Source organism: Agarilytica rhodophyticola (assembly GCF_002157225.2).
Taxonomy (GTDB): domain Bacteria; phylum Pseudomonadota; class Gammaproteobacteria; order Pseudomonadales; family Cellvibrionaceae; genus Agarilytica; species Agarilytica rhodophyticola.
The window spans coordinates 1-21082 of sequence record NZ_CP021747.1; the positions used below are offsets into that span (position 1 = coordinate 1).

The 21082-nt window shown below is 44.6% G+C and carries 31 protein-coding genes; 17 read left to right on the forward strand and 14 right to left on the reverse strand.

What is annotated here, in order from left to right; all coding sequences use genetic code 11:
• Nucleotides 1–114: 114 nt before the first annotated feature.
• The 7 genes from BVC89_RS29240 to BVC89_RS29275 all read left to right on the forward strand — a co-directional run bounded on the left by BVC89_RS29240 (nucleotide 115) and on the right by BVC89_RS29275 (nucleotide 4949).
• A complete protein-coding gene (locus BVC89_RS29240) occupies nucleotides 115–465 on the forward strand; it encodes a hypothetical protein (RefSeq protein WP_103654482.1) in 351 nt (116 codons plus the stop codon).
• 329 nt (nucleotides 466–794) lie between these two features.
• On the forward strand, nucleotides 795–1529 hold the full coding sequence (locus BVC89_RS29245) for a SprT-like domain-containing protein (protein ID WP_103654526.1): 735 nt from the start codon (nucleotides 795–797) through the stop codon (nucleotides 1527–1529).
• A 356-nt stretch (nucleotides 1530–1885) separates the two neighbouring features.
• Nucleotides 1886–2344: an excisionase family DNA-binding protein gene (locus BVC89_RS29255; RefSeq protein ID WP_103654484.1), complete on the forward strand. Its 459-nt coding sequence runs from the start codon at nucleotides 1886–1888 to the stop codon at nucleotides 2342–2344.
• Entirely contained in the window at nucleotides 2341–2913 is a 573-nt protein-coding gene (locus BVC89_RS29260; protein WP_103654485.1) for a PIN domain-containing protein, read from the forward strand. Before BVC89_RS29255 ends, BVC89_RS29260 begins: the two co-directional genes overlap by 4 nt.
• A gap of 215 nt (nucleotides 2914–3128) precedes the next feature.
• On the forward strand, nucleotides 3129–3578 hold the full coding sequence (locus BVC89_RS29265) for a YkgJ family cysteine cluster protein (RefSeq protein WP_158658206.1): 450 nt from the start codon (nucleotides 3129–3131) through the stop codon (nucleotides 3576–3578).
• An 11-nt stretch (nucleotides 3579–3589) separates the two neighbouring features.
• Nucleotides 3590–4552, forward strand: coding sequence for a hypothetical protein (locus tag BVC89_RS29270; protein WP_103654486.1), 963 nt, complete (start codon nucleotides 3590–3592; stop codon nucleotides 4550–4552).
• 118 nt (nucleotides 4553–4670) lie between these two features.
• Nucleotides 4671–4949 carry a type II toxin-antitoxin system TacA family antitoxin gene (locus BVC89_RS29275; protein ID WP_103654487.1) on the forward strand — a complete coding sequence of 93 codons (279 nt, stop codon included), beginning with the start codon at nucleotides 4671–4673 and terminating at the stop codon, nucleotides 4947–4949.
• A 22-nt stretch (nucleotides 4950–4971) separates the two neighbouring features.
• Here the strand turns inward: BVC89_RS29275 and BVC89_RS29280 are convergent, their stop codons facing one another.
• From BVC89_RS29280 to BVC89_RS29300, 5 genes are all read right to left on the reverse strand, one after another.
• The gene (locus BVC89_RS29280; RefSeq protein WP_103654488.1) at nucleotides 4972–5190 is read right to left on the reverse strand and encodes a hypothetical protein; all 219 of its coding nucleotides are present in this window, start codon (nucleotides 5188–5190) and stop codon (nucleotides 4972–4974) included.
• A 7-nt stretch (nucleotides 5191–5197) separates the two neighbouring features.
• Nucleotides 5198–5785: a hypothetical protein gene (locus BVC89_RS29285; RefSeq protein ID WP_103654489.1), complete on the reverse strand. Its 588-nt coding sequence runs from the start codon at nucleotides 5783–5785 to the stop codon at nucleotides 5198–5200.
• 22 nt (nucleotides 5786–5807) lie between these two features.
• Complete coding sequence (locus BVC89_RS29290; protein ID WP_103654490.1) at nucleotides 5808–6422, reverse strand: hypothetical protein; 615 nt, start codon at nucleotides 6420–6422, stop codon at nucleotides 5808–5810.
• 117 nt (nucleotides 6423–6539) lie between these two features.
• Nucleotides 6540–7142, reverse strand: a complete 603-nt coding sequence (locus BVC89_RS29295; protein WP_103654491.1) for a hypothetical protein — start codon at nucleotides 7140–7142, stop codon at nucleotides 6540–6542.
• Nucleotides 7143–7145: 3 nt separating this feature from the next.
• Nucleotides 7146–7727 (reverse strand): AHH domain-containing protein, encoded by a 582-nt coding sequence (locus BVC89_RS29300; RefSeq protein WP_103654492.1) that lies wholly within the window; start codon nucleotides 7725–7727, stop codon nucleotides 7146–7148.
• Between the two features lie 461 nt (nucleotides 7728–8188).
• Between BVC89_RS29300 and BVC89_RS29305 the strand changes: the two genes are divergently transcribed.
• From BVC89_RS29305 to BVC89_RS29330, 6 genes are read left to right on the forward strand one after another with little or no spacing between them, the layout of a single operon-like run.
• Nucleotides 8189–8449 carry a hypothetical protein gene (locus BVC89_RS29305; RefSeq protein ID WP_103654493.1) on the forward strand — a complete coding sequence of 87 codons (261 nt, stop codon included), beginning with the start codon at nucleotides 8189–8191 and terminating at the stop codon, nucleotides 8447–8449.
• Nucleotides 8446–8997 (forward strand): recombinase family protein, encoded by a 552-nt coding sequence (locus BVC89_RS29310; protein ID WP_103654494.1) that lies wholly within the window; start codon nucleotides 8446–8448, stop codon nucleotides 8995–8997. The genes BVC89_RS29305 and BVC89_RS29310 overlap by 4 nt, the downstream gene beginning before the upstream one ends.
• A complete protein-coding gene (locus tag BVC89_RS29315) occupies nucleotides 8994–9368 on the forward strand; it encodes a hypothetical protein (RefSeq protein WP_103654495.1) in 375 nt (124 codons plus the stop codon). Before BVC89_RS29310 ends, BVC89_RS29315 begins: the two co-directional genes overlap by 4 nt.
• A gap of 36 nt (nucleotides 9369–9404) precedes the next feature.
• Nucleotides 9405–9590, forward strand: a complete 186-nt coding sequence (locus BVC89_RS29320) for a hypothetical protein (RefSeq protein ID WP_103654496.1) — start codon at nucleotides 9405–9407, stop codon at nucleotides 9588–9590.
• Entirely contained in the window at nucleotides 9591–9992 is a 402-nt protein-coding gene (locus BVC89_RS29325; protein WP_103654497.1) for a hypothetical protein, read from the forward strand.
• A complete protein-coding gene (locus BVC89_RS29330) occupies nucleotides 9989–10615 on the forward strand; it encodes a DUF6088 family protein (RefSeq protein ID WP_103654498.1) in 627 nt (208 codons plus the stop codon). Before BVC89_RS29325 ends, BVC89_RS29330 begins: the two co-directional genes overlap by 4 nt.
• Nucleotides 10616–10635: 20 nt before the next feature.
• Here BVC89_RS29330 and BVC89_RS29335 read toward each other — a convergent pair whose 3' ends face one another.
• The 9 genes from BVC89_RS29335 to BVC89_RS29370 form a co-directional block, all read right to left on the reverse strand.
• Nucleotides 10636–10815 (reverse strand): hypothetical protein, encoded by a 180-nt coding sequence (locus BVC89_RS29335; RefSeq protein ID WP_103654499.1) that lies wholly within the window; start codon nucleotides 10813–10815, stop codon nucleotides 10636–10638.
• Complete coding sequence (locus BVC89_RS30045; RefSeq protein WP_158658207.1) at nucleotides 10793–10975, reverse strand: hypothetical protein; 183 nt, start codon at nucleotides 10973–10975, stop codon at nucleotides 10793–10795. The genes BVC89_RS29335 and BVC89_RS30045 overlap by 23 nt, the downstream gene beginning before the upstream one ends.
• 15 nt (nucleotides 10976–10990) lie before the next feature.
• The gene (locus BVC89_RS29340; RefSeq protein ID WP_103654500.1) at nucleotides 10991–11428 is read right to left on the reverse strand and encodes a hypothetical protein; all 438 of its coding nucleotides are present in this window, start codon (nucleotides 11426–11428) and stop codon (nucleotides 10991–10993) included.
• Between the two features lie 71 nt (nucleotides 11429–11499).
• The gene (locus BVC89_RS29345) at nucleotides 11500–11754 is read right to left on the reverse strand and encodes a hypothetical protein (RefSeq protein ID WP_103654501.1); all 255 of its coding nucleotides are present in this window, start codon (nucleotides 11752–11754) and stop codon (nucleotides 11500–11502) included.
• 12 nt (nucleotides 11755–11766) lie between these two features.
• The gene (locus BVC89_RS29350; RefSeq protein ID WP_158658208.1) at nucleotides 11767–12213 is read right to left on the reverse strand and encodes a rubredoxin; all 447 of its coding nucleotides are present in this window, start codon (nucleotides 12211–12213) and stop codon (nucleotides 11767–11769) included.
• Nucleotides 12214–12221: 8 nt separating this feature from the next.
• Nucleotides 12222–12458, reverse strand: coding sequence for a hypothetical protein (locus BVC89_RS29355; protein WP_103654503.1), 237 nt, complete (start codon nucleotides 12456–12458; stop codon nucleotides 12222–12224).
• A 1-nt stretch (nucleotide 12459) separates the two neighbouring features.
• On the reverse strand, nucleotides 12460–12927 hold the full coding sequence (locus BVC89_RS29360; RefSeq protein ID WP_103654504.1) for a hypothetical protein: 468 nt from the start codon (nucleotides 12925–12927) through the stop codon (nucleotides 12460–12462).
• Entirely contained in the window at nucleotides 12924–14369 is a 1446-nt protein-coding gene (locus BVC89_RS29365) for a hypothetical protein (protein ID WP_103654505.1), read from the reverse strand. The genes BVC89_RS29360 and BVC89_RS29365 overlap by 4 nt, the downstream gene beginning before the upstream one ends.
• The gene (locus BVC89_RS29370) at nucleotides 14362–14598 is read right to left on the reverse strand and encodes a hypothetical protein (protein WP_103654506.1); all 237 of its coding nucleotides are present in this window, start codon (nucleotides 14596–14598) and stop codon (nucleotides 14362–14364) included. Before BVC89_RS29370 ends, BVC89_RS29365 begins: the two co-directional genes overlap by 8 nt.
• 102 nt (nucleotides 14599–14700) lie before the next feature.
• On the opposite strand from BVC89_RS29370, the gene BVC89_RS29375 reads away from it, so the two are divergent.
• From BVC89_RS29375 to BVC89_RS29395, 4 genes are all read left to right on the forward strand, one after another.
• Nucleotides 14701–15540 carry a hypothetical protein gene (locus tag BVC89_RS29375; RefSeq protein WP_103654507.1) on the forward strand — a complete coding sequence of 280 codons (840 nt, stop codon included), beginning with the start codon at nucleotides 14701–14703 and terminating at the stop codon, nucleotides 15538–15540.
• Between the two features lie 3 nt (nucleotides 15541–15543).
• Nucleotides 15544–16431: a hypothetical protein gene (locus BVC89_RS29380; protein WP_103654508.1), complete on the forward strand. Its 888-nt coding sequence runs from the start codon at nucleotides 15544–15546 to the stop codon at nucleotides 16429–16431.
• 937 nt (nucleotides 16432–17368) lie between these two features.
• The gene (locus tag BVC89_RS29390; RefSeq protein WP_158658209.1) at nucleotides 17369–18979 is read left to right on the forward strand and encodes a site-specific integrase; all 1611 of its coding nucleotides are present in this window, start codon (nucleotides 17369–17371) and stop codon (nucleotides 18977–18979) included.
• Nucleotides 18972–20921 (forward strand): type IV secretory system conjugative DNA transfer family protein, encoded by a 1950-nt coding sequence (locus BVC89_RS29395; RefSeq protein WP_103654511.1) that lies wholly within the window; start codon nucleotides 18972–18974, stop codon nucleotides 20919–20921. Before BVC89_RS29390 ends, BVC89_RS29395 begins: the two co-directional genes overlap by 8 nt.
• The last annotated feature ends 161 nt before the right edge of the window (nucleotides 20922–21082 follow it).

Consider the following 21082-nt stretch of genomic DNA (forward strand, 5'->3'; position numbering starts at 1 on the left):
TCATTTACTCATTTACTCATTTACTCATTTACTCATTTACTCATTTACTCATTATTGATATAATGGCTTTGTTGCTTGAGAGCAGCAATCCAAACAAACCATGAGGATAAGTAAATGAGTAAATACAGCACTTTAAGTAAAGAACTAACTACCCAGCTCGTTGATCAGTTTAAAATTGAGTACAACAAAATTACTGGAAAGTTTGCTCAGGGAAACCTTTCGGTCATAGAAGCTGAAGATTATTTCTACTTCCGCGCATCAAACGATTCCGAAAGGATGTCTATAGAAGGTGGAGCCCTATCTGGCAGTATGTCCGGAGACGACGCAGACTTCTTAGCGAGTATGCTGTCTTTCGTCGCTATAACCTGGGATTCCGAAGATCTACAACTTCAGCCGCTCTACTCTGCTATGAACAAGGAAGTGCGAAGCAGCAGGCCTGATATCGAAGCTTTCTTCAAAAGTTAAATAAACTTGGGCTTTCCTAGAAAGCCCTTAACTGAATAATGAGTAAATACTTATTTATGTATTTACTCATTCCCGCTCGCCAAGGCCTATAGCGGGAGCGACACCTGCCTAGTGGTGTGACTGCCAGAGAGAGCGCTGGCACCTTTACTTATTTACGTGCTTACTCATAATGCCGGAAGCCGCACGAACGCGGTTTCCGGCAAGGTACAAATAAACTTTCGTGCGTTTTCCGTCTTTTGTGTCGCAAACCGCACCTAGTGTTAAATTGGTTTAACGCTTAATTCAACATAGGAGTTTTTTGGATCGTACGATCCAAAATTATGAGTCATATGACACCAACTTCTGAGCTATATTCATCACTGCAAAAAAGCTTCGATTTCTTTAATGAAACCTTGTTCGATCGCGGCCTGCCTACCGTTATATTCACTGTCCAGAGGCAAAAATCAGTAATGGGGTACTTTGCTCCGGATAGATGGGCATCCAAAGAAGGTAAAAACTGCCACGAAATAGCCATCAACCCTTCATATGTTGGCCAAGCGGCCATTATTGAGCTGTTTCAAACACTTGTTCATGAAATGGTTCATTGCTGGCAACATGTTCACGGAACACCAGGGCGAAGAGGCTACCATAACAAAGAGTGGGCAAAGAAAATGAAAGACGTGGGGCTTATGCCTTCCACAACTGGACGACCGGGAGGAAAAGAGACCGGGGAACGGATGTCTGACTACCCTATTGCCGGCGGCCTGTTCATTGATAAGTGCAAAACACTTGTGTCGTCAGAGAGTTTCATCCTTCCTTGGGTAGATCGTTATGCCCGAGTCACTCCACCGAATGAGGTGTTTGAAAATTATTCTGAAGTACTCGGTGATACCGACTCAGTTACTGTGAGCTCGCTAACCTCCACAGTCAGCGAGTTACTTCAGTCGGAAACGCTAGTAATAGACACAGCTGCTCAGAAGGTAAAATCAAAGTACACCTGCCAAGGGTGTAAGGCTAATGTCTGGGGAAGGTCAGGCTTAAATATATCGTGCGATGACTGCGATTTATCAATGGAGGAGAATTAACTCAAAAACTCATTTACTCAAATGAGTTTTTGAGCTCCCTTCGCAATGCATCCATGTACAAGAGAATTTCTCCAGCACACTTAATTCACTGCCATTCCTTATTTTTTCATTAATCCTGTTATCTAGCGCAGACGTTTGCACCATTACCAACCCACAAGCAAAAATACAAATCACGCCTAAACCAATGTTTTTTACATTCATAAAAAGCCCTCTTACTTATTTACTCAATAACTCATTTACTCACATAAATAGAGTTATCGCAAGTTTAATTTCTTGCGAATATTTCGAATACTTGACAAACTTGCGAATATTTCGAATAATTAAAGCATCTACAGATCTACCAAAGAGACTGAACTATGAACCTCCTACAAGAAAAGCTACCTACACCAGAAGAAGCAGCACTGGCAAAACTGTCCAGCCGCGAGTTGTCTGCTTTCTTGGAGACAAAAGCAGACTCACAAGCCGTAAGCATCACCGATAAAGAGGGTATCGCGCACGCAGTCGAAATTCCTGTTAGCGCTCTCCGTCTCCTGGTTGAAGTATTAACACAACTTGGAGAAGGTAATACGGTTAACCTTATACCCGTCCATGCTCAGCTTACAACTCAAGAGGGTGCCGACATACTTAACGTATCTCGACCCACGTTTATAAAGCTACTGGATGATGAAAAAATTCCTTATCATCGTGTCGGTAACAGGCGTAAAGTCGCCTTTTCTGATGTGCTGAACTACAAGCATGACATCGATAAGAAGCGCCTAGCGTCGCTCTCTGAGCTCTCTGAGCTCGACCAAGCAATGAATATGGGATACGAATGACTTCCAATTTCACAGTTGTCTATGATGCATGCGTGATGTATCCCGCCCCATTGCGGAGCTTTCTTATGTACCTAGCTTTGACGGATATGTTCAGAGCTAGGTGGTCGGATATGATCCATGATGAATGGATCCGTAACTTACTAGCAAATCGGCCAGATTTAACTCAGAAACAGCTTACTCGCACGAAAGACCTAATGAATGCCAACGTTAGGGGATGTTTAGTTTCCGGGTTTGAGCCGCTTATAGAAGCCGTTGAGCTTCCCGATCCAGACGACCGCCATGTGGTGGCCGCCGCAATACATACGCGCGCAGAAGCGATCGTAACGTTTAATTTAAAGGACTTCCCAGACCGCGCACTAGATAAATTCAATTTAAAGGCTATTCACCCAGACGAATTCATCATGGATTTAATGGATCTCCATATCGGTACCGTGATCGAGGCAGCCAGAACACACCGCCAAAGCTTAAAGAACCCGCCTTTTACGGCAGATGCTTACCTAGATTGCCTACTCAAACAACAGTTGCCACAAAGTGTTTCTCGGCTAAGAGCACTTAAAGTAATGCTATAAACTCAAATACTCATATAAGTATTTGAGTAAAACAACCGATCAAAGAACAGTGGGAGGGGATACCAATTTCTTTTCTAAGTAGAATAAAACAGACAATAAAACCTAAAACACCGGTAAAAGAAAAGCGTTACAAAACAGCTGATGAAATCGTTCTACCTCCTGTTCCGCAAGAGCTGAATCAGAAATTCAGGCAAGTCCTTACCCAGCTGGAGCATATGCAATCTTTTCCACTTGATTTGCTTGCACGTCTTTATGATTTCATGGATGAGTACAACCGTTTTGTCGCTACATTCGCTGTGTGCGAAAGGGGCTGTAGTGCTTGCTGCGAAATTCCGGTCAATGTTTCGAGGTTAGAAGCCGAGTACATACATCGTAAAACTGGCCGAGCCATTTATAACAATATCATTGCTAAGAGTGGCCATTCCCCTTGTCCATTCTTAGCCGAAAGTGGTAACTGCTCAATTTACCAATACCGTCCCTATAATTGCAGAACATTCCATACGTTGGATAACCCGAAGTACTGTTCAACGGGTGAAGACCACGCTGTATATGGCGTTTCTTCTTTCGGCTATGGATCCGATATATTGGCCGATTTAGCAGCAGTGATAAGGCAAGTGAACAATGGGGAATATCATGATATCCGAGTATATTTTCAAGCCGAATAGGAGCTAATTTAATGGGTTGGAATGACTACCTGGGAGACTCTGAGCTCAGCAACTTACCGGAAGAAGCTCACGACAACCGGTTTGACCTAACAGGCCCATTTGAGCCAAGCGACCACTGGCTGTCTCGAGCATCAAAAGATGATCAAGAGATAGCTGTGCGGGAATGGTTTTTGGCTCGTTACTGCGACCCGGCCGGCGATACTCCATACAACGGAAGAGAAGGAGGTTATCTGTTCATTCATGGCGGCCCTTATGACCCCGCAAACGAAATACCAAACCGATTCACCGGCTTAGTCCCTGATAGCGTCATAGAGCAGATTATTGATGAGATGCACGAAATGCATGGTGATCAGTGGGCTCCGGCAAACAACGAACGACCAGATGATTACTACGACTCACTATACGACTTAGAGCAAATGGCGGAACGATCACAGCCGCTCGCCAATTTAAAAGCACGCATAAATCAGTATCAACAACTTTTAGCACTTCAGGGATCCGAAGAGGCTAAAACATTGTGTCGCTCCTTACTGTATAGCGCGACCGTAGGGGCTCTGGAATCGTTTTTATGGGAAACGGTATATTTCTGGGTAGATAACGATATTAAATCGCTACATGACATTATCGTGAGAATCCAAGGCCTGCGAGACAAACAAATAAAGCTCGGAGATATAGTAAAGGAAAACAAAAGCCCAAAAGATCACGTAAAAGCATATCTGCAAAGCATCGTGTGGCACCAAACCAAAAGGGTTAAGCCTTTGTTCGAACAAGGCCTTGGGATTACTCTACCCGATATAACTTTCTTTGAAAAAGCCCTGCAAAAACGACATCACATTGTTCATCGAAGTGGCCATGACATGGACAAAAAACCTATCAATGTACAAGGCAGTGAACTAGATGCTCTTTTTTCACAAGTCACCGAGTTTGCATCTGCGATCGATAAAGAGCTGGAAAGCCGGTCAATACGCAGCAACTAGAGGGTTGGCCGTCATCTTGGAAAAATTCTCCAGAATGAAGGGTAATGACCGGGTAGCTGCGATAACCGCCAACTTTCCTGTGTCAAAACCCAATTGAGTGTATTAAGAGGGCTTAACCATGCCTAAGATTCCAGTAAAAACTAACGACCGTATGTCACTACGTATTGCCTCAGAAGAAAAGGCGCTGTTGATGCGTGCAGCCGCTTTACAGCATACCAACTTGACTGAGTTCGTGATCCGCAATGTGATGTCAGCAGCACGGAAGATTATCGACGAGAACGAGCGATTGGAGCTGACCGAAAGAGATAGCTTGCATGTTCTGGATCTTTTAGATAACCCACCGGCGCCCAATAATAAATTGTTGGCCGCAGCTTTTGCCTTACCGAAGCAATCATAATGCTACCGATCTGGCACGAAGACTAGAACGCACGGATGTAATCCTCCATAACTTCAATTGCTTCACCGCAAAACTCAACATCGTCGCGACCTTTAATAAAACTCAGCATTTGAAACGCTTCTTTTTGTGAGGGGGGAAAGGAAAGATCCCACAGGCAAATCGACAACACATCCGCTAGATCACTCGGATCCAGTTCGACTATCGATTCTTGAATGGCAGACTCATTTGAGTATTTACTCATTTACTTACTAATATTTGCTTGAGCTTGCCTTAATCGAAAGGTCAAAACCATCGGCCTTCAAAAGCTGTCTCATCTCTTTTAGGCCTGCGTTTTTTGAAGAAAGAATCATAGGCATATACATCCAGATACCGACAACAACAAGCCCTGTAATAAACGACGGTATCCACTTAATATCCAGGCCAAAAGACAAGGCCGTGCCTAAGATCCCACCCAAAAACAAAACAGACCCAGCCGCTGCGGATGAATCGCTGATAAAAGGGTAGCGCTTACGCGATTTAAGCGCTAGAGCCTTTAAGGCGGGGATAGCGGTCTCAGGATAAAAATGCTTGCGATCGGAGATTTCAGCTGCGAACAAAACGCCGTAGAGCTTGTTTTTGTGTTTAAACCGCAGAATGTACATGCGGCACTTTTCGCCTGGTGTAATCAAGTCATCCATCCTTTTGGAAATCGACAGCATACTGAAATGAACTTCATCACCATCATTATCGATAATGGTTACCGCTTCATAAGGACGGTACTCCATAGACTCGGTAATGTACTCACCGCGAGAAGTTATTTTGCCTTCAATGGAGATGTATTTCAGTTTACTGTTCATGCTTCATCCGTTCGTTTTGATGTCAGTTAATACGTGTCACAGAGGCTCTTTCTTCAGGAAAAATATTGGCTAAATCCGGGCTAAAATATAACCCTGTAAGATTTGCGTTTTGCACAGCGCCTTTAAACGATTCTTGGCAGTACAGCCTCATACATGCTGTATATTCAGCACGAAATAGGTTAAAGCCTCGCACCTGGTCTTCTAAAAATGCCAAGTGCTCAACATCTTCCCACTCATTTTTTTTGCTCAAAGAGCCATCCAAGCCGTCTACATCTTCTGCTTTACGTAAGGGAGTGAAGATATAGCCGTTTTCTCCATCAACTGTTGCAGGGATAAACTCACCATCACTTTCAATGACCGGTTTAAGACCTTGATAAGCTTTTTCATTTAAAAACAAACGCCCCTGAAATTCTGCTATATCCGGTATGGTTTTGCTTTTATCATCACTGCTAAGCACTGGGAAGGTAACAGGGATAGGGTCAGGAAAAACCCCTCCCCAGGCTCGAGGCTGATGGTTAACATCAATGCGATCATCAATCCTAGAGCCTCTAAGGCTTCCAACAATCGAAGCTACGTAATCACTATCAATCACGGCTCCAAGGTACTGACTGGAATCTGATAAAACTGTGTGTAGCATTTAGCAGCTTGCCTTGTATACCAATTATTTTCGTGCTTCCAAGGTTAATTGGAATGTAAAGATGACTAGAAATATCAATGACTTGCGAACGTTTTAATAATAATAGTTAGGTTAGTATCAGTTAATACGTGCCACAGTACTCCTGTCTTCAGGGAAAATATTGGCCAAATCGTTGGTAATATATAGCCCTGTGAGTTGATCCTCTTCGATAGCTTTTTTGATTTTTTCCTGGCAGTACAAACTCATGCAAGCATTATATTCAGTACGAAAAAGAGACCAGTCTTTTACGTGCTCTTCATCAAACCCAAGACTTACAATTTCCTCCCATTGGTCTCGGTGGGTTGTCGCAGGATCAACTTCAGCAACACGTAAAGGAATGTAGAAATAACCACTGCCATTCTCATATTTGACAGGCAAAAATTCTCCATCATTTTCAATCAACGGCTTTAGCGATTCATAGGCTTTAACACTCAAGAATAGGCGCCCTTTGTCTACTGCCAAATCAGGTAACTCCTTCTTTTCATCGCATTTTTCTACAATGGGAAAACTAAATTTTAAAGGCTCATCAATTATGCCTTTGTAGCTTCGAGGAATACTATTCAGATCAATGCGCTTATCTACAGTATCATCACTGAGCTCCCCAATAATTCTTAAGATTTGCTCATCATCAAAGTGAAAATCAAGATAATTATCATAATCGCTGATTAGGGTGTATAACATCGTTTACCTTCCTGTTCGCGGCATAACACTCGGAGGCACGGCACCGCTTTGTAGTAGTCTACGAGCCATCCGAAGTGCGTTAATCAATTGATCTGAATTCTTTATAATCCTTACGTTTATGCGACTTGCAAGCCATAGATAATACTGCCTATGATGAATCCTTCTGTGGGGCACAGCACTACGCAGATGATTTGGCATGTGAGCTCGATCATCCCAATCTCTGGGCAACCAACACCCATTAACAGGATCATCGATGCGCACCTTCAACCACGCCATAACAGCACGAATTTCAATAGCCTGCCTCATCCCGCCCGAAACAATCGCATGACAGTCACAACGAGAGGAGGGCCGGGGATCACCGGACTTTCGCATGTGTTCGGCTAATCGCGAAGACTTATGTTTCTCTGTCTTAAGTTGCTCTGTACTCATTTGCATAGCTTCCATGCGATACTGATCAAGCTTGTCATACATCACACCAAGCGTTCCAACAGCTGCAAAATCGGCAATAGTCGGCTTATCTTTCTTTGCAAAATCCGCTAGTAATCGCTCGACATGGCTAAATGGCGGTCTAATGTCAGGAAACATCCATACACTCCATAGTTATTCTAAATTTGCCCATTATCACCAACCTTAACTCACTCACATAATCAATAAGGCGACAAAACGCCAAAAATTCTAAACCCATCGAATTCGACGGGTTTAAAACGCAGCTCAGTATGTCGGGATTTCCAACATACTGTTTTCACCCAAAACCCTCGAATTCGAGGATTTTAAAACTGACAGTAACTCTGCCAGTAAGCCTAATGTGGCATATTCGCCATATTTGGAGGAGGGGGACAATTTGTCCCCCTCCTCTTGAGAAACCATTTTGTTGATGTCAGCAAAATGGTTAGCATCCGCAAACAATAGATATAAAACCACCGTTTTCTATACATCCGACATACGTTAGAAAATCATGCTAATTTGCCCAAGAAATGCGTATAGAAACTCGTATAAAAATCTATGCACACTTAACGTACCTTTATTATACAATGAGGAGAAACAAAATGGGCAATGCATCGATTATCTTCCAACATGCACAAGTTGGAGACATCATCACCCATACATTCGATGGCGGCAGTTATACAGAGGCTGTTTTTTTAGGCTGGAACAACTATCACATACAGTGCATTCCAACGGAAGAGTCGAGAAATTTGAACGAAAGGTTCAGTCAAGAGGGCGAGTATATTGTGCGGCCACATAACGTCACTCACATAAACCGGCAGCTAGTCAGCATACTGCCACTAATGCATGAGGAACCCGCTTGATTATCGGCTATGCTCGCGTATCAACCCATGACCAAGACACATCCCTCCAGCTGGATGCCCTAAAGGCAGCTGGAGCCGAGCGTGTGTACCAGGAATCTGCTTCTGGAGCCTTAAGGGAGAGGCCTGAGCTCAATAAGTGCCTTGACGCCGCAAGGGAAGGGGACACTTTAATTGTGTGGAAGCTGGATAGGCTGGGGAGAAGTTTGCCTAACCTGGTGGAAATTATCAGCGGCCTCGAGGAGAGAGGTATCGGCTTCCGATCGCTAACGGAAGCTATCGACACTACAAACGCAGGTGGAAAGCTGATATTCCACATATTCGCTGCTCTAGCGGATTTCGAGCGATCGCTGATCCAGGAGCGAACACGTGCGGGGTTGGCTGCGGCACGCGCCCGAGGACGCAAGGGCGGCCGGCCCAGAGCTCTCAGTAAAGACCAAGTTAAAAAAGCCAGGGCAATGCTATCTGACCCTATGATCACCAAAACCGAAGTAGCCAGGCACTTTGGTGTAACCCGGATGACCTTAAACAAGGCCTTGAACGACTCATGACAGCAAGCAATAGCAAATATCCAAATTTCGGCGCAGTTGAAAAAGCTAAACTCTCAGAAATTCATGCAGGCTTTTCTGAGCGGCTAAACTGGCTGCTAGATTTGAGCGACCTCGATGCACCTCCACTTAATAACGGCAGAATTTCGTGGGCAGCCGAAGTAACCAACTTCTCAAGACCGGCAGTAATGGACTGGCTTAAACACGATAAGCCTCCCAAAAGCGTCACCTTACGAAAACTAGTGATTTTCTTGCACAATCACCTTCCTCCAATCTTCCGAGAAGTACCAGTGCTTGAAGCTTGGCTGAGATATGGCCCAGAAGTGTTGCAGATAAAACCTACACTTGAACGTAGTTTTCAACATCAAGCATGATAAGCATATTTATTGAAATTCCGAGAAACCCTTTAAATGTTTGTTATCAAGCTACCTATGTCTAAGGTTAAACGTGAGTTTACATCACTTATCAAAACTCTAAACAAAGGGCCGCTTGACCTGGTAGAAATTACAAGGAAGGGCAAAACTGTCGCTTACCTCACTAGGCCTGATATGAGCTTTCAACGTCATAGAGAACCCTTTGACGAGGAGCGCGATTAGGTGTCTACGCACAAGCCTAGAATCATTTTAAACCAAATCCGCACACCTGATGGCACGGTTCTTACCAGTTGGCACACTCATCACTATGTTGCCTACGTAGATGCAAACGGCGAAAAATATGTTATTGACGGTGGTCTTGATTATTTAAGAAGGTCATCAAACAAAACACCGGCAGAAGACCTATCGCAGTACGATAATCAGCCCTTTAGTGAAATTAGAAAATACTTGCATGTATGCGAGTACGACGATGGATCCAATGAACCATCTCAATGTATACCAATCAAAGACCTAGAAAAAAGTTACATTGAAAGCATTTTAGAAGAGCCATTGCCTCACGAAGTACTACAAGATTACCTTCCAGAGGAATTGATCTATAGAAAAACAACTGGGTTGAATAAGTGAAAGAGCAGGTACTGCGCTACTTAAAGCAAATTCCCGATGGTAAAGTCTTTCATATTCAAGCATTCCACCATATCGGATCCAGGTCATCAGTCCAACGAATTATATCCCAGTTAGTAAGCGAAGGACTCATAGTACGAAGTGTTGTTAGAGGCTTTTACTTCAAACCCAAGGAGTTAAAAATCGGAGATAACACTATTAGCTATAGCCCTGGTGCAGATTCTTTAGCAAAAGCCTGGGCCAACCATTATGGATATATACTTGTTGGCACCGCTATAGAGGCTACCAACCGGGTTGGCTTTTTTACTCAAATGCAAGTCCAAAGCTGTTTTTGGAGCGACGGCCCTACGCGAGAATTTAAAACGGGAAATTCAATCACATACATCACTCACGTTTCTAGCAAGTTACTCTGGGGGGGAAGTACGAAGGAAGGCCTGTTGTACCGCGCCATGACAGGCGTGAAAGCATGTCGTATCGATGACGGGCAGCTTAGAACAGCCTTTAAACGGTTACAGATTAAAGATGAAGAAATTAGTAGCTACTGCATGGCTTTAGCTGCATCCCCACTGCCTAAGGATTGGTTGAAAAAAATTAAGCAGTTTCGCCATATCAATTACTTAGCTTGATCATTTTTTAAAGCTCACGATCAAACATGTACATTGAGTCGTTGCTGCCGCGACAAGTTGACTACGCGAATCTTCCCTTTATCAGGCTCATATCCAAGCTCATCACCAACTCGCCAATCATCAGATTCCAGCTCTTTCCAAATAGCTTCTGGAAGTACTACAAAAGGCTCACCGTTATCATCTATTTGGATCTTGCACATGCGTCGTTTCCACTGGAGAAGGGGGAATATGCTCCGGCATTTCTAGTAATCGCTCATCCACCACATAATTGTATTTGGCTCGCTCTTCGGGAGAAGCTGCGTCGAATATTTCCTGAGTAACTAAAAACCTAGGGTAGTATTTATCTTTAGTATTAGTCAAAACAACCTCGCTAAATTATGTATGTTTACGAATTATGTTTCTAATATTTCTTTTAATCCTGTAGTCAGATATTTGCTGATAAATCAGTATGGGAAAAACAATATCTCGCGAATCTTCGATACCAAAAAGCTCTTCAATAAACTGTTTGTTCCTGGGCTCAGAAACATCGATATTTAATGGCTTAAAACACCCTTTTAGTCGTAACTCAACTGTCTCTGAAAATTCAGTTCCATAGTCACTCATAGATGGGCCGTATCCACCATTAGCATAGTTTTCATCGTAGCAACTAATATCAGTTTCGAACTTCCAGCGAACTAGAGAAAGGGATACGCTTTCGAGCTCAAATGTACGCTCTGACTTCTCCCAATTTGTATCATGACGCTCAATTGCGGTTTCAAACTCGCTATCAAAGCCGGAATCTTCTTCTGCATCCACCAACACAACATGAACCATATGCCTTATTGCTCATTTAGTTTCCCCCAGCCTGGACTGAGGGGTATTATATTTCGGCTACGGCATGAACTTTAGCGACACACGCTACTCATACCAATTGCCCCTAAGATATCTTCATTCGAATACAATTTTTTGTCTTCTTGCTGCAACATTTTGATAATTGTTTCTCCATACTGAAGCCCACATATTTCGCGGTCAATACGGGCAGCCAACTCGGTGTTATTAGCGTCATTAGCCTTATCACGCCTTTCAGATAACCTTCTATGCACAGTTTGGGCGATGGTAGAAAATCTAGATAGATCAGGGGATATGTCGTTTTCTGGCATTTTTTATACTCCTCAATCTTTAGGTAACAGCTTCAGAATGGTGTAAATTTCTAGGGCTCGATCAAAATCTATATCTGTTGACTTGATGCCTTCATTTGGGCGTACAGATCTCAGGCACTGCTTCAGCTCTTCCGGAGAAAATGAAAAGTTATCTACGGCCTCAACCTTCTTCTTTAGTGTTGCGTCGAGCCTATTACAAGCGCCACAAACATGCGTATCAGGAAAGCGTCCTGCACCAAAATCTGCACCATGATCATGATGCTTATGGATACCCGCCTTGAACCCAACTTTTCCATATACTCGGGCATTTGAGCCTCTACGCTCGCCCCAAATCAAAATCTCTCTTTTCGTACGATCGCAGACAGGACACCGCCAATCATGAGGTAATGACCTCCAAGTAACACGGCAATGCATCCCATCATAAGCCTTATACTCGACATCAGTAGGGCGTCTAGACATAGATTGATCTACCTGGCTGGCATAAACATCAGCTGATTATTGGAAGTAATGCAGACAACAATAACGCCATCAAAGGCTCCACCGCTGAGAGCCTTTTCACACGCCATATCCAAAGACGAACATGAGTCGTACCATTGCGTTAACTTCAATGATTCGACTTCATTCATGTACACAAGAGGTATCTCTTGCTTAGAGTGTGAGACTTTTCGACAGCTGCCATTAATACTTACTACTTGGTTATCCATGCTATTGGCTCCTCACATCTCTGGCCTGACCTCGGTACCGGCACACTCCAAACGCTGCAGCACTCGCGGGGGTTGAATCAAAATCGCAGAACTCTAAAGCTGTAAACTTATCGCCAACGCTTATCCAATCGCCAGGTTGGCAATGATCCACTGAGGGTGCAGCTTGCTGGTGAGCTCCACCAACCCTATCAGCGAAGGCCTGCCATTCAGATGGATTGGGTAATTTCCCTTGCGGGAACATGCTTTTCATCGCATCGATCATCTTCTGAGGATCCGCCACTGCAGGCATACAATATGTATCTGTTCCTGGGGCAGGGAGGCTCACGGCCTTGGGTTTAGAAACCTCAGAACTCGCAATAGCAGGAGCACCTTTGGTCACTGACTTGTCGTCATCGCTACCCCAGAAGTCATCCTGAGCTACAGCTTGCTGCCCTAAAACAAAAATACAAATCACACTTAACCACTTCATATAAGACCTCCAAAAAGCCTGTAAATCCACGGCTCTACCGTCATAACCCATCGAACGACATAGCCAAACTCTTCAATATTTACAGCTTCTAGGTACTGATTGAAGCCATAATCTTCACCGCTATATACAAAGGGAACAACGAGAATTCCCCCCGTAAAGGCGGCAGTTAGGGAGTGACCAAAGGCGGGATTAAACGCCAATCGACCAATACCAGAAATAAGCCCCACAGCATTAAGAAGCCCAAAAAACAAGCTAAATGCTAAGGCTATAGGGTGAACTACCACCGCTCTGACAGCCTGTCGTCCTTGCTCTTCGTCAATATCTAGGGACAGCCAACGATCGCGCTCCTCGAGAACACGCTTTCTGTACTTAGGAGTAACAACCTCATTTAAAAAGCTTGCTTTCGTCATATCCAGATCAACGGAAGCACTTACCTCAAGCTTTTCCTGCATAACACCTTGCACTTGAGGCAATCGTGAAAACTGACTCCAACTATCAAAGCGATATTTGATACCAAGTGCCTGCAGAAGCACCTTTTCAATTCTCTCTGCAGAGATGCTGTCACAATCTAAATGATCACTCTGTACGGCCTGAAGCTGACCGGCACGCATTTGATAAGTCGTTGAGGCCGACGAGGGGGTACAAAACTCCTTCCACTCAATAAATGTACCCACTGCTTGATTGATTCGCTTTTCATATTCGGCATCCATACCGTCAAAACACCGCTCCACATAAGGCTTAGCTTCAGAGTTACAGCGTCGTCGCTCAGTGAAAAACTGCTGCAGCTCCCGTTGCAAAACAGGCGGGTAATCACGAGCTAATTTTTGGACTTTCAGTCCTTCTTGGTATTTGCCCTCAAGCTCCTCCCTAATTCGTAGAAATCCATCATAAAGTGGAGCCGCATCGTCAACGGCCTGGTTATCAGCAATTGATACAGCGATTTCCTCAGAGCGTGTCTTAAGCAGTTGAACGTATTCTGGACGTGAAAAGCCAATCAAGCCAAGAAGTGAAAGGAGCGTCTTATCTCTGGCTTGAACCCCTGAAGAGGTGTCTAGCCCCTCAAGCTGAATAGCGCCGTTATCAAGCCCTCTTTTAAACAGTGTGATGTGCCATGCGTCTACTTTTTGGATGTCAGACGATGAATTGACATACCAGTCAATCAGCAGCTTTTGAGCGAAAAACACTGCGACCCAAGCAGCCAAAAGCAAGGCTCCACACAGTGGCAACTTCGCTTTTATAAAATCAAATGACAGGAATCGAAGCAGTATCACAACACAACCTGTAGCCGCGATCGCACGCCCCCAAAACTCCAAGCTCAGAATAACCTGCTCGTTAGTGGTGGTCGCGTTATCGACTAAACGCACATTGAAAGCAAACTCAGCCACCAGGTAAACAGCGCTAATACCGAGCAACGCCCATTGCCACTGCATCCTGTTAATCATTAGCAATCTCCGTCGTAAATTTTTTTACTCCAACTTTTTGCATAAACCTCACTAAGGCAACGCTTGTTTTAAATAGGCGACAAGGGTGCCGAGCAGATCCAACAGGCACTCGCTCACCGTTTATCACGGTAAATACTCGCGCTACTGCATCCACATCAAAAACGACGACAAATTCTTTTGCCGCCCCCGTTTTCACCCAATCACATAACTCTGATTCCGTAATTGCCATTCAAAAAACCTTCAACACTTTTATATATTTTGTGATTCGATTTAGTTGAAAGTGTATATCTTTTTTGCAATAATTGAAATACGAAATAACGAGATTGTTTGTATGAAAACGCTTGGAGCATTACTTCTACTGATCATCCCCTGGCCTTTATGGGCAGCTGAATGCCTTTACCAAAACGACCTGCAGGGACTCTCACCTTCTGAATTTCTTGCTCTCGTCGAATCTGATAACAAGCCGGCGCCAGCAACAATCACGCTAAAAACTTGGTTTAAAACATCAAAAGCCAATCAAGAAAAATTGGCTCAACATGTGCGCTTACTCAGCGCAAGCGATTGCTCTAAAACTGCCATCTACAAATCTGACGATGGCCAGTACTACCCTGTAAATGCATCCCGCCTAGTTGTTCCCTTTGGTGATCTCTATTTTCTCTACTCGCAAGCGGCGCAAGCTCAAAACACCCAGCAAGTCTCATGGTTGTATGAGCACACAGAAGTCAAACCTAAAACTCTAGGGTCATACCTAAAGCTATGGCGGCTTCCTCCTCCTGCAGAAGCCGGCGGCCTTGAGGCTCAACAGCTTCTGATGCGCCTTTTTAAGAAGACCAGCGGCCTAACTCCGACACCGACCCAAATACAGGACGCAAGCGCACGCGACTGGGCCTACACCGGCACGCTACAGGACTACAACTTTGCCAAATTGTTTAAGAGCATGGGTGGCCACGTGCTGCCTGACTGTGGGCCGTACAAGCTGCCAAGCCAATACGAAGTCATAAGCGCTGTAGTGAACAAACGGCCATATCAAGCAGCAATCGACCTTATGGCGGATCTTCAAGGCTACAAAGTCCTGCCAATAGAGGGGCATGCCAACCTAGTAAAAATACCGCTGGCGTCGAACGTACCAATTCAAATTGACTTTGCAAGTTGCGTGGAAAAGAGGAAATAAGTAATGAGAAAACTGCTACTAACATTATTTTGTGTGTCTGTTCCCCTAGCGTTGGCGGCACCAGGAGACGATCTCGACTTTACGGTGATCGCGCCACAGGAAAAGAAAGCTGAGGAGGTCAAAACTCCTAGCGTAATGCCTACAGATGGAGAAGGTTGTTACGTAAACGATCCTAGGATCAACAACCTAGCGGCTGTCCTAGATTCAATAGAATCGGGCGAAGACATAGACCCTATCAAGGTAAAAATAGGCACTTACTTAGAGTTTTCTTCGACCTATATACAAAAAATAGGGCAGAAAAACGTGCATATCGTGACAGAGGATTGCGCCTCATATCCAACGGAGCTGGGTGATCTACCATTCAAAATAGCGATGAACTTCAATGAGGTTTATAACCGTCTAATCTCAGCTATTCAGGATAAAGACGAGATCAAAGCGCGCTTCATAGCGCGAAATGTCATTTCTCGCCCCATCGACCTTGCCGGGGTAATGTCGTTGTTAACCCTAAACGAAATAGACAAAGAGCTTGCAGCTGAAATCAGGAAATACACGTCTGCAAAACCTGTAAAGGACAACTCGCGGCCTCAAGATGTGGAAAGAGGAAAATATAAAACCTACCTAATTCCACTAGACCTATTCAGGGCCACAGGCGGGAAAGTTACTGGCGATAACCTAGAGATCGGACTAGCTAATTTTAGCTTGGGCGCTGCCTGCTCCGGCATGGATTCTTCAGCTTTTTATACCAAGTCCCAGCTATCAACGGGGTGGCTGCCAGGCTACAGGAATCGAGATGAGCCAGTTATCAGGGCTAGATCGATCCTCAAGTCATACAGCATAAAAGTCAATGAAGTTGGGTGTCGTGACTATCTTAAACAAGCTGGAAGGCTTTAAAGGAAAGGAGATCCCCGATGTTTAGAATGCTAGCTGCTAAATATGTAGAGCTTATCCTCATAACACAACTGGCATTGTGGCTAGCGTTCAAATTTGGCAATAAGCAATTTCTCTCGTTTTATGCTCTTTATGAGTTCAGCCCTATTTTCGCAGGCTTTCTCCTGGTTGGAGCGCTCTGTACCGTCGCGTCACTATGGACTTGGATAACTAGGCTATTCACCCTGCGATCAATCGGCTCACGAAGCTCTCGGGCGGCTAAAATCAAAGGCTTCGATTAATGGAGCGCGAACGCGAATACTCTCGGTCAAAAGCAAAGGCTAGAGCAAAAGCTCCAGCTAAGGGTCGCGAGCAACAAAAAGAACAAACTCGCTCACCCACCATTGCTCCAGACAAAAGGCTGGCGCGTATCCTTACCCAGGGAAGCGGGGAATTTCAAACCTATAACCCCGCGCAAGATAGAACCGGCCGGGGAGCACAAAACCGCCAATTTCTGGATAAGTTGATCCGAGCAAACGGCGGTGCACATATTCAAAAAACCGATGACGGGCGATACCAAATTGACCGCTTAGCGGCTATTGAGGCCATCCAAAAAAATCGAGGCTCAAGCAACTCATCACCCCTTAGCGAACAAACCAAGAAGGAATTTCGCTTTAAGGGCGAAAAACAATCCGACGGTTCACTGGTTATCGATCCGGCCAAAGCACTCAGCCAGAAAGGCCAGTCCCGCTTCCACAACACGCTCGTCAATCGGCTCGAGTCTGCCCTAGAAAAAGGCGAACAAGGCCTTTCTCAAACACCTGATGGCAGGTACAAACTGGAAGCGGGGCTTGTAAAGGCAAATGCCTCGCCCAATCAAACCAAGCCACGCGAACGTTCAATATCAGCAAAGCTCGACCAGCGACTGGCTAGAATAGTAGGCTCGGAACCTGGGCAAACCATGATATATGACCCGATGAAGGATCAGTCCGGTCAAGCGTCCAAAAATAGTGAATATCTAGGCAAGCTCAGCAAATCCAACACTTTTGTCGAGAGCTTGGGAGGAGGGAGGTTCGCTATTGATCGTCACGCAGCAAATACCGCTCTTTCCTCCACATACGCCCAAACTTCAGATATAGAGCCTGCAAAAGCCATAAAGACTGCTTTTGCAAAAAACGGTACTACGATCGAAAGAGGACTACAGGCGATTAATCCATCAGCGTTAAAGCAGAAGGACTTTCAACCCGTAGTGAACGCCCTAGAAAAGGGTTTGCGCGAGGGTACGAAGGGGCTGAGCAAAACTCAAGACGGCACCTATTTAATGTCTGGCCATGTTGATAGCGGTGAGCGTGGCCCTACTCTCACTCCAACTAAGAATTGGCAGTTCTGGAGCGATCTCGCACAGCGCGACGGACTTAAAGCAGTCATGGCTGGCTCACCCATGAGAAAAGAAGGGGATATGTCGCCATCTCTTTCAATCTCGCCGGGAAGTGAAAAAAAACAGCAACCCAAGCTCAGTGAAAAGGTTAATGCGCTGAAAGAAATGCAGGATGACCGAGAAAAGCAGCGTGATAAATCACGCGAACAGAGCCAAAAGCTAGCCCAAGAACAACGTAAAAAGCTTGAACAACGACTAGCTGCGGAGCAGGCTCGGCTTAATGACACCCTGAAGAGGCACTGGAATAGTGATGGTGTAAATAACGTCCACATGCAATACCGTGCAGACAAGAACCAGCAGCCACTGAAGAATGAGCTATCTCCATCCACACAAAAAGAGTACTCAAAGATCGCGCGCAGACTTGAGAACATCCACCCACTACAAATGCCCGAATACCTCCAAAAACGTGCCGACCAAACCAGCCGTCAAACTTGGTGGAAAGAACACGCTGTAGCTCGCCGTATGCTTCGCTCGGCAGAAAAGCAGCACTTCGACAATGGAGAGCCAGAGCAAGGCAAGACCTTAGCGGCTACTCGCAAAAACCTCCAAGGCATCGACTACCAATCGAACCGCAGCCAAGCGCCGACACAGAGTCATTCGAAGAGGAAAAGCCAGTTCTCAGGAGAGTTTTACAACCAACTACTCAAAGATTGCAACAAGCGTGGAGATCAAGAGCTTCATGACAGCTTAGTCGTGTCTAGGAATTCCGGCTTGCGCCCTGCAGAGCTGCAAAAAGGCATTCATATGCGGGTAACGAATGAGGCGACCAGCGAAGTAGCAATCAATATACAAGGAGCAAAAAAATCCAAGGGCCTCGAGGACGCACCCAGCCGCTATCAGAACGATCATGGCCAAGATCGACTACTTATCGTCAAGTCTGAAGAGCTAGCTGAGCTAGCGAAACGGCATGACGGGCACTTTAAGCCTAATTCCAGCGAAGATGCTTTGAGAATGAGACTGGAGCGAACAACCGACCGACTAGATCCAGAAAATGAACAAAATTTCAGCTTCTACACATTGCGACATAACTCAGCCGATGAAATGAGAGAGCAGGGAAAAAGTCGCAGTGAGATTGCATTACATATGGGCCACACATCAGAAGAGACACAAGAGGGGTATGGTTTAAATGCGTAATAACACGCTCGATACGAGTCGCTCTACATTATGGAAAAACATCGATGAGCAGCTAGGCCGGTTTGAAACCCAGTGTCTCGCGGGTGGAGCCATAATCGGATGGGTATTCGGCTGGTTTTACAAAGGTCATCTACTGATTGCACCAGCACATCTCTCAACAGTTATGGATGGTTTTGGTGGCGGGTTTATAGTTAACCTCCACTTAATATCTGCCGTATTTGGAGCCTTCACTCTATTTGTAATTGGTCGGATTATAACCTCCTGGATTCATCATAATGCTCCGACAGAAGAGGAAATTGCAGAGGATCGAAAGCAACGACTGTTTCTATACAAACTCCCACCTTGGCCAAAAACGGAAAGACTGTCTTTTGTAATTGGTGAATACCACGGAGATAACGCAAGCTACATACCAAACCCAGAGTGGACAACAATTCCCCTTGATGGCTTATTCGGCAATATTTTTGTGTGTGGAAGTATTGGATCAGGCAAAACGGCCAGCTGCGCATATCCATTTGTTGAGCAAGTTCTGAATTATCATCCAAACGATGCGCAGCTTAAGCCATGTGGTTTGGTACTCGACGAAAAAGGTGACTTTTTTAAAACCGTTGAAGCCTTCGCCAAAACAGTAAACCGTGAAAAGGACATTATAAGAATAGAGATTGGAGGAGAACACACCTGGAACCCAATTCACGCCCCTGAAATCATGGTGGAAGTATTAGCTGGCCGACTAGTTGCTTTGTATGAAAATATGGTTGGAGGAAGTGGAGGCAGCGGAGATCAATGGGTCAAAGACGGCATGTTCAAGATAATCAAACATGGCCTTGGCATTCATCGCATTGCATACGGGTATGTCACAGTAAAAGACCTGAACGATATGGTCGCAGACATGTCCGGTGGTGACGATAATGAAGATGAGAATCCAGTATTAGAGACGCTTTCCCGATACGATGCGGCTTATTCTCATAGGAGGTCAAAGGCCGAACTTAGCGAAGATGAGGAATCTGACTATTCATATCACCGGATGTTTTTTGAAAAGGAATTAGCATCCGAAAACCCTAAAAACAAGGCCACATATGTTAGCGCAGTAACTTCGATCACAGACCTATTTTCGAAGCCTTCTGTAGCCAAGACTTTCTGCCCACCTCAAGACAAAATAAAGCTGGTCAATTTTGAAAGCATTATCGATTCAGGGAAGATTATTGCTTTGAATGCACCACCCTCACAGTATGGAAGCATAGGTACAGCTATCGGCGTGATGCTCAAGCTCGAGTTTCAAAGAACACTACTTGGTAGGGTATCCAGAGAAGCAAATAATGCACAGCTAAACAAAGATAGAATGGCCTTCTTTATTTGTGACGAGTACCAAAACTTCGTCACGACTTCCGGAAAAAACACCAACGAAGGCGACGACAAGTTCTATGCTGAGTCACGCCAAAGTAAGTGCGTCAGTATGGTTTTAACTCAATCAATAACCACCCTAGTATCAAAGACCGGACGAGAGAAGGCACAGGTAATACTCGGTTCATTGAGGTCTAAAATCTTCCTAGCGGTAGAGCCAGAAAATGATAGAAAAGCAGCTGCTGAACTATGTGGTAAATCACTTCAGCAAGTCAAATCCCAGTCCTTTAGTGAAAACTTAAAAGATAGTGGTTACAACCCTCTTTCCAGAGATGTTTCTGGCTCTAGTGGTAGTGTTTCGAGTAACGTCTCTTACCAAGAAAGACATGACTACAACGTGCAACCAACAGAGTTTGGCACGTTACAGTCTTTTGAATCCATTTCACTAATATTTAATGGGATTCATACAGAAACCCCGAAACGGGTATATCACAAAACTAACTTTATTCCAGATAAATTTGTCGGTAAATTCACAAAGAGAACCATACCTTACAAGCTACTTATTGATGAGCTTAAAAGAAAATTAGCCGAGGAAAGGAAATGATTAGCAAATTATTTTATGGAACAAACGCCTTTATTGGATTTGCATTTTTACTTTTTAAAATAGGCTTAATCTTGTGGATAGGGTTCGACATACTAGACCTATATCAAACAAACCCAATGTATCGTTCAATGGCAAAATTCTTATTTTTTGCAGTTAGCATT

Coding starts and splice junctions, on each gene's coding strand:
- BVC89_RS29320 (WP_103654496.1), top strand. CDS start 9,405: ATGTTTGTTATCAAGCTACCTATGTCTAAGGTTAAACGTGAGTTTACA.
- BVC89_RS29240 (WP_103654482.1), top strand. CDS start 115: ATGAGTAAATACAGCACTTTAAGTAAAGAACTAACTACCCAGCTCGTT.
- BVC89_RS29265 (WP_158658206.1), top strand. CDS start 3,129: ATGCAATCTTTTCCACTTGATTTGCTTGCACGTCTTTATGATTTCATG.
- BVC89_RS29390 (WP_158658209.1), top strand. CDS start 17,369: ATGATATATGACCCGATGAAGGATCAGTCCGGTCAAGCGTCCAAAAAT.
- BVC89_RS29350 (WP_158658208.1), bottom strand. CDS start 12,213: ATGTCTAGACGCCCTACTGATGTCGAGTATAAGGCTTATGATGGGATG.
- BVC89_RS29260 (WP_103654485.1), top strand. CDS start 2,341: ATGACTTCCAATTTCACAGTTGTCTATGATGCATGCGTGATGTATCCC.
- BVC89_RS29345 (WP_103654501.1), bottom strand. CDS start 11,754: ATGCCAGAAAACGACATATCCCCTGATCTATCTAGATTTTCTACCATC.
- BVC89_RS29370 (WP_103654506.1), bottom strand. CDS start 14,598: ATGGCAATTACGGAATCAGAGTTATGTGATTGGGTGAAAACGGGGGCG.
- BVC89_RS29395 (WP_103654511.1), top strand. CDS start 18,972: ATGCGTAATAACACGCTCGATACGAGTCGCTCTACATTATGGAAAAAC.
- BVC89_RS29365 (WP_103654505.1), bottom strand. CDS start 14,369: ATGATTAACAGGATGCAGTGGCAATGGGCGTTGCTCGGTATTAGCGCT.
- BVC89_RS29255 (WP_103654484.1), top strand. CDS start 1,886: ATGAACCTCCTACAAGAAAAGCTACCTACACCAGAAGAAGCAGCACTG.
- BVC89_RS29280 (WP_103654488.1), bottom strand. CDS start 5,190: ATGAGTAAATACTCAAATGAGTCTGCCATTCAAGAATCGATAGTCGAA.
- BVC89_RS29375 (WP_103654507.1), top strand. CDS start 14,701: ATGAAAACGCTTGGAGCATTACTTCTACTGATCATCCCCTGGCCTTTA.
- BVC89_RS29290 (WP_103654490.1), bottom strand. CDS start 6,422: ATGCTACACACAGTTTTATCAGATTCCAGTCAGTACCTTGGAGCCGTG.
- BVC89_RS29315 (WP_103654495.1), top strand. CDS start 8,994: ATGACAGCAAGCAATAGCAAATATCCAAATTTCGGCGCAGTTGAAAAA.
- BVC89_RS29355 (WP_103654503.1), bottom strand. CDS start 12,458: ATGGATAACCAAGTAGTAAGTATTAATGGCAGCTGTCGAAAAGTCTCA.
- BVC89_RS29245 (WP_103654526.1), top strand. CDS start 795: ATGACACCAACTTCTGAGCTATATTCATCACTGCAAAAAAGCTTCGAT.
- BVC89_RS29335 (WP_103654499.1), bottom strand. CDS start 10,815: ATGTGCAAGATCCAAATAGATGATAACGGTGAGCCTTTTGTAGTACTT.
- BVC89_RS29300 (WP_103654492.1), bottom strand. CDS start 7,727: ATGTTTCCTGACATTAGACCGCCATTTAGCCATGTCGAGCGATTACTA.
- BVC89_RS29380 (WP_103654508.1), top strand. CDS start 15,544: ATGAGAAAACTGCTACTAACATTATTTTGTGTGTCTGTTCCCCTAGCG.
- BVC89_RS29270 (WP_103654486.1), top strand. CDS start 3,590: ATGGGTTGGAATGACTACCTGGGAGACTCTGAGCTCAGCAACTTACCG.
- BVC89_RS29275 (WP_103654487.1), top strand. CDS start 4,671: ATGCCTAAGATTCCAGTAAAAACTAACGACCGTATGTCACTACGTATT.
- BVC89_RS29285 (WP_103654489.1), bottom strand. CDS start 5,785: ATGAACAGTAAACTGAAATACATCTCCATTGAAGGCAAAATAACTTCT.
- BVC89_RS29305 (WP_103654493.1), top strand. CDS start 8,189: ATGGGCAATGCATCGATTATCTTCCAACATGCACAAGTTGGAGACATC.
- BVC89_RS29340 (WP_103654500.1), bottom strand. CDS start 11,428: ATGGTTCATGTTGTGTTGGTGGATGCAGAAGAAGATTCCGGCTTTGAT.
- BVC89_RS29360 (WP_103654504.1), bottom strand. CDS start 12,927: ATGAAGTGGTTAAGTGTGATTTGTATTTTTGTTTTAGGGCAGCAAGCT.
- BVC89_RS29295 (WP_103654491.1), bottom strand. CDS start 7,142: ATGTTATACACCCTAATCAGCGATTATGATAATTATCTTGATTTTCAC.